This is a genomic window from Streptomyces sp. XY431 (assembly GCF_001279805.1).
In the GTDB taxonomy this organism is placed as follows: Bacteria; Actinomycetota; Actinomycetes; order Streptomycetales; family Streptomycetaceae; genus Kitasatospora; species Kitasatospora purpeofusca.
The window spans coordinates 1-5757 of the sequence record NZ_LGDO01000177.1 but is presented as its reverse complement, the minus strand read 5'-3'; the positions used below and the strand labels follow the sequence as shown (position 1 = coordinate 5757).

Below are 5757 nucleotides of genomic sequence, written 5' to 3'. Positions count from 1 at the left end.
CGGTGGGGGGCGGACCCGGTGGGAGCGCAGGAGGGACCCGCGCCACCCGACCGGGCGAGGTCCGGTCACCTGTGGTCGACGATGACGAAGTCGACGACAGCGGCCGGGCAGTGCGCAGGCCGGTCCTCGGGCCCTGGAATCCGCCCCGCGTCAACAACTGTGCGCGATCATGCGCGATCCAGCCGCGTTTCGAGCAGCTGTTGACTCGATCACCGACTCTGCGTTGCACTGGTGCGAGTTCGTCCCTGACGCGGCCACCCGGGACCGGGCCTTCGCCCCGGCCGATCCCCGGCCCGCCCGACGTCCGCTCCTCCGTCCCCGGGTCTCCCCCGCCTGCCTCCGGAGCTCCCCATGAGACTGCTCAGGTTGTTGACCGTGGTCGTCTGCACCGCGGCGGCCCTCGTCCTGCCCGGCTCGGCGTCCGCCGACCGTGCCACCGCCGCCGCCGGCACCGCCGCCGCGCCACCGCAGACCGTGCCCGCGCTGCGCCAGTGGACCGCCGACAGCGGCTCGTACACCTTCACCACCGCGAGCCGGATCGTCCTCGACCCCGTCCACGGAGCCCGACTCGCCGAGGACGCCGCCACCTTCGCCGACGACCTCGGCCTGCTGGCGGGCCGTCACGTCCCGGTGGTCGTCGGCACCGCCGGCGCGGGCGACATCGCCCTCACCCTCGGCGACGACACCCTGCCCGCCGAGGGCTACCGGCTGACCGTCGCCGCCTCGGCCACCGTCCGGGCCGGGACCACCACCGGCGCGTTCTACGGCACCCGGACGCTCCTCCAACTGCTCCACCAGGCGCCCACCGTGCCGGCCGGGACGGCGGTCGACTGGCCGGCCAAGACCGAACGCGGGCTGATGATCGACCAGGGCCGGAAGTACTTCACCGTCGACTGGGTGAAGCAGCACATCAAGGAGCTGGCCTACCTCAAGCTCAACTACTTCCACTTCCACCTGTCCGACACCTACGGCTTCCGCCTGGAGAGCTCCACCCACCCGGAGATCGTCTCCGCCGACCACTACTCCAAGCAGGACATCGCCGACCTGGTCGCCCTCGGCCGGAAGTACCACATCACCGTCGTCCCCGAGATCGACACCCCCGGGCACATGAACCCGATCCTGGCCGCCCACCCCGAACTCGCGCTGCGCAACAGCTCCGGCGCGGCCGACCCCGCCTTCATCGACCTCTCGAACCCCGGGGCCTACACGCTGATCAAGGACCTGATCAACGAGTACCTGCCGCTGTTCCCCGCCCCCTACTGGCACATCGGCGCCGACGAGTACGTCGACGACTACAGCCGCTACCCCCAGCTGCTCGCCTACGCCCGCGCCCACTACGGCGCGAACGCGACCGCCAAGGACACCTACTACGGCTTCGTCAACTGGTCCGACGCACTGGTACGGGCCGCCGGCAAGACCACCCGGATGTGGAACGACGGGATCAAGGCCGGTGACGGCACCGTCGCCCCCGACCCCGGCATCCTGGTCGAGTACTGGTACGACTACGGCCTCACCCCCCAGCAGCTGGCCGCCGCCGGGCACCGGGTCGCCAACGAGTCCTGGACCCCGACCTACTACGTGCTCGGCGGCGCCAAGCCCGACACCAGGTGGATGTACGAGACCTGGACGCCGGACCTCTTCCAGGGCGGCCGGACCCTCACCGACCCGACCGGGAACCCCGGCTCGCTGATCCACGTCTGGTGCGACAACCCCGCCGCCGAGACCGAGGCGCAGATCGCCGCCGGCATCATGTACCCGCTCCGGGGACTCGCCCAGCAGACCTGGGGATCACCCAGGCCGACAGCCGCCTACGCGTCGTTCGTCCCGATCGCCGCCGCCGTCGGCCACAACCCCGCCTGGCCCGGCACCGGCGGACCCGGCAACCTGGCCCGCAACCGGCCGACCACCGCCTCCAGCACCGAGACCCCCGACTTCCCCGCCGCGTTCGCCACCGACGGCGACGGCGGCACCCGCTGGTCGAGCGCCTACGGCGACCCGCAGTGGCTGCAGGTCGACCTGGGCTCGACGCAGGCGGTGAACCGTGTCGTGCTGCGGTGGGAGACCGCCTACGGCAGGGCCTTCCGGATCCAGGTGTCCGACGACGGCGCCACCTGGCGCACCATCGCCTCCGTCACGTCCGGCACCGGCGGCGTCCAGGACCTCACCGGCCTGTCCGGCTCCGGCCGGTACATCCGGATGTACGGCACCGCACGAGGGACCTCCTGGGGCTACTCGCTCTACGAGATCGAGGTCTACGGCGGCCCGCCGGGCGGCACCGGCGCGCCGGTGCCGGCGTCCGGCTGACCGGCTGACCGGCCCGGTCGCGCTCCGGCCTGTGCCCCGCCGCCCGACCGGGTGGCGGAGCACAGGCCGTCGTGGGCGGTGGGCACGGACCGCGGGGACCGCCGTCCGGGCGAGCGCACCGCGGTGCTCAGGCCGCCCCGTCGGCGAGGTCGGCGCGGGTGGTCCGGAGTTTGGCGAGGACCCGGGCGACGTGGTTCTCGACGGTGCGGGTGGAGAGGAAGAGGGCGGCGGCGATGTCCTTGTTGGTGGCGCCGACGGCGAGGAGCTCGCGGATCTGCTCCTCGCGCGGGGAGAGCCGGTCGCCGTAGCCGCCCCGGCCGCGCGGGTTGGTGGTCTGTCGGCCGCGTTCGCGCAGCAGGCGGTGGCAGCGGGCCGCGTCGGAGGTCGCGCCGAGGCGCTCGAAGACGGCGATCGGGCCGGCCAGGCGGGTCTCCGTGCGATCGAGGCCGGTCCGGGTGCGGGCGGAGCGTTCGGCGGCGAGGGCGGCCCGGTAGGGACGGCCGATGTCGCTCCACCGCGCCGCCGGGAGGTCGAAGGCGGCCATCGCGGCGTCGGGATCGGTGGCGGCCAGCAGCAGGCCGCGGCAGTGGTGCTGTTCGGCGACGGCGCCGGGGGCGTCACGGCCGCCGAGGGCGTTGGCGTGGCGTTCGGTGAGGTCCCGGGCCTCGTCGACGCGGTCGAGGGCGAGCAGGGTCTCGACGGCGGTGGGCACGAGGTCCCAGGCGTAGCCCCAGGCCTCCTTGCGGTCCAGGAATCCCAGGAAGTCGAACGGGTCGGTCAGGGTCCGCCAGGCGGCCTGAGGGTCGTTGCGGGCGAGGTGGAGCCGGGCCCGCCCGGCCGCGGCGCCGAACAGGTCCAGGTGCGGTCCCCGGGTGAGCGCGGCGTCGAACAGCGCGGCCGCCTGCGCGGTCAGACCCCGGGCGGCGGCGGTCAGCCCCCGCACCGCCGCCAGCAATCCGCCGGACCGCAGCGGGTTGTCCGGGTGACGCTCGTGGAGGGTCTCCAGTCCACGCTCCGCCTCGTCCCAGTGCCCGGCCTGCCAGTCGAGCACGACCCGGAAGGTGTCCAGGTAGGGATCCAGTACGGGCAGGTGGGTGCGCGGTGCCATCGCCCGCAGTTCCTCGACGGCACTCGCGGACCAGGTGTCGTGCCCGACGCAGAGCCAGGTCTCGGCGATACTGAAGACGCTGATGGCCGTGCCCTGGAGCACGGGAACCTCGCCGTCGCGGGGCAACGCCGCCAGGACCTCGGGGAGGGCCGGGTCCGCCACCACGCCCTGCAGGAAGATGCGGGCGACGTCCATGATCTGCCGGGCGTTTCGGCTCTCGACGGCCGCCAGCAGGTCGTAGCCGCGCCGGACGAAGACCCGCTGCTCGGCAAGCGTGAAGCGGTCGGTCTGCGACAGGCCCAGGTAGCTCAGGATCCGGGCGGTGGTGACCGGGGCGTTGTCGCCCACCTCCGCCAGGGCGGTCACGATCTCCTGCTCGCCCGCCAGGTCTCCGACCTGGTAGATCAGCAGCGCCCCGAGGCTCGTCCTGATCCGGCCGCGCACCTCCTCCGGCAGACCGGCCACGGTCAGGATCCGGCGCAGGATCCTGACCGTGGTGGCGGCCTCGGTGCCGACCGAGGCCGTGTAGGACAGGGCCCAGGCGGCATGGGCAAGTTCCCGCGGGGTGAGGTCGGGCTGCTCGATGATCTCGTTCAGCAGCGCGGCGGCGGTACCCGTGTCGCCGACCGCGGTGGCCTGGTCGGCCGCGGCCCGGGCGCGGGGCAGCCAGGCCTCCCGGTCACCCAGCGCACGGGTGTGGTGGGCGATCTGCACCAGCGGCGGCGGATCCTGGGCCAGCAGCACGTCCAGGACACGGCGGTGCGCGCGGTTGCGGACCGGCCCCGGCAGGGCGTCGTACACCGCCTCCTGGGCCAGGACGTGCGCGAATCCGTAGGTGTCCGGACCGACCTGCCGCAGCACCGCGGCGTCGAGCGCCTCCAGCAGCGCCGCGTCGCCCCGCTCCTCGTCCAGCCCGGCGGCCTCGGCGAGCAGCGCGGCTCCTGCCGGAACGGTCAGTACGGCCGAGGCACCGACCAGGGCCGCCGCGTCGGGGCCGAGCCGTCCGGTCCGTTCCGCCAGCACCTCGCCGAGGCTGCGGGGCACCCGCAGGGCCGCCGGGTCCGCCCCGCCCGGTGAACGCGCGAGGCTGATCAGGTCCTCCTCGATCACCAGTGGCAGTCCCCCGCTGCGCTCCAGCAGGGTCCGCACCAGGGCCGGCGCCGGATCGCCGCCCAGCGCCTCCCGCGCCATCGCCCTCAGCTCCGCCTCACCCAGCGGACCGAGCCGGATCTCGACCCCGCCCGTGCCCGGCGGACGCCGGAACGGCACCCCCAGCACCGGCCGCCCGCCCGGCAGCTCCTCCCCCCGGTAGGTGAGCACCAGCGCGACGTCGCCCGGCATGTCCCGGGCCAGTAACAGGAGCAGTTCGCGGGTCGCCTCGTCCGCCCAGTGCACGTCCTCCACCACCAGCACCGCCGGCGCCACGGCCTCCAACACCGTCCGCACCGCCGAGACCACCCAGAACCGTCCTGATCCGGACACCGAGACCTCCGGCGGCAGGCCGGGCGGCGGCTTCGGCAGCGCGCCGGCCAGGTCGGGCAGCAGCGGTGCCAGCACGCCCGCCGTGGCGCCCAGCCGCTCCACCGGCGGCAGCCACGGCCCGATCCGGCGCAGCGCGTCGATCACCGGCCCGTACGCCAGCGGCTCACGCAATGGATGACACCCGCCCGCCAGCACCCGCAGACCCCGCGCGCGCAGCGCTACGGACGCCTCCGCGACCAGCCGGGACTTGCCGATCCCCGCCTCGCCCTCCACCAGCACCACCGCCGGACGCACCCCGGACACCGCGCCCAGCAGCGCGAGCATTTCGGCGTCCCGGCCCGCGAACGCGACGCCGTGCACGCCGAGGAAGGCCCTGCCGTCACCCTGGTCGTCCACAACCGGCTCCTCCTGTCCTGCCCGCGGCCTTCCCGGGGCAGGAGGGAACGCCGGCCTTCGTCGTCCACGGTAACCACCCCGGCACCGGGACGCCGGGGCGGCCGGGGGGCGGCCTGCCGTCGGGCGCGCGGGTGGGCCTTCGGGGGGACGTCCTGGCTACGGGCGCCGGCAGGTCGGGCGGGCGCCCGGTCCCTCCAGAGCCGCGCGGGTCTGATCGCCGTACTCCCCTCGGTCACGTTCCGCGCCCCGGATGCCGGCCGCGCGCTGGAAGGCCGCGAGGAAATCCGCGGTCGCGGCGTCGAACTGCCCCGGGCGGTACGGCACGTTGTCCCGCACGCAGTTCGCCCGGAGGAGGCGGTCCTGCAGCCTTTCCACGTCCCGCCCCTCGTCCCCGCGGCGCAGCGGGCGGACCGCGGGGGCGGTGGCGCTCGCGCTCGCGCTCACGGGAGTCCTGGCGGGGGATGCGG

3 protein-coding genes are annotated in these 5757 nt (G+C 74.7%); 1 reads left to right on the top strand and 2 read right to left on the bottom strand.

Annotated features, from left to right (window positions below; all coding sequences use genetic code 11):
- Positions 1 to 351: 351 nt before the first annotated feature.
- The gene (locus ADK60_RS19230) at positions 352 to 2304 is read left to right on the top strand and encodes a glycoside hydrolase family 20 protein (RefSeq protein ID WP_079008509.1); all 1953 of its coding nucleotides are present in this window, start codon (positions 352 to 354) and stop codon (positions 2302 to 2304) included.
- Positions 2305 to 2431: 127 nt separating this feature from the next.
- On the opposite strand, the gene ADK60_RS47705 is transcribed toward ADK60_RS19230, so the two are convergent.
- Entirely contained in the window at positions 2432 to 5290 is a 2859-nt protein-coding gene (locus ADK60_RS47705) for an ATP-binding protein (protein WP_053647557.1), read from the bottom strand.
- A 156-nt stretch (positions 5291 to 5446) separates the two neighbouring features.
- Positions 5447 to 5757: peptidoglycan-binding domain-containing protein (locus ADK60_RS19220; RefSeq protein ID WP_063783196.1), on the bottom strand; the 311-nt coding region annotated here is incomplete at its 5' end.

Excerpts from the sequence above, each read along its gene's own strand:
- ADK60_RS19230 (WP_079008509.1), top strand. The coding sequence starts at position 352 with ATGAGACTGCTCAGGTTGTTGACCGTGGTCGTCTGCACCGCGGCGGCC.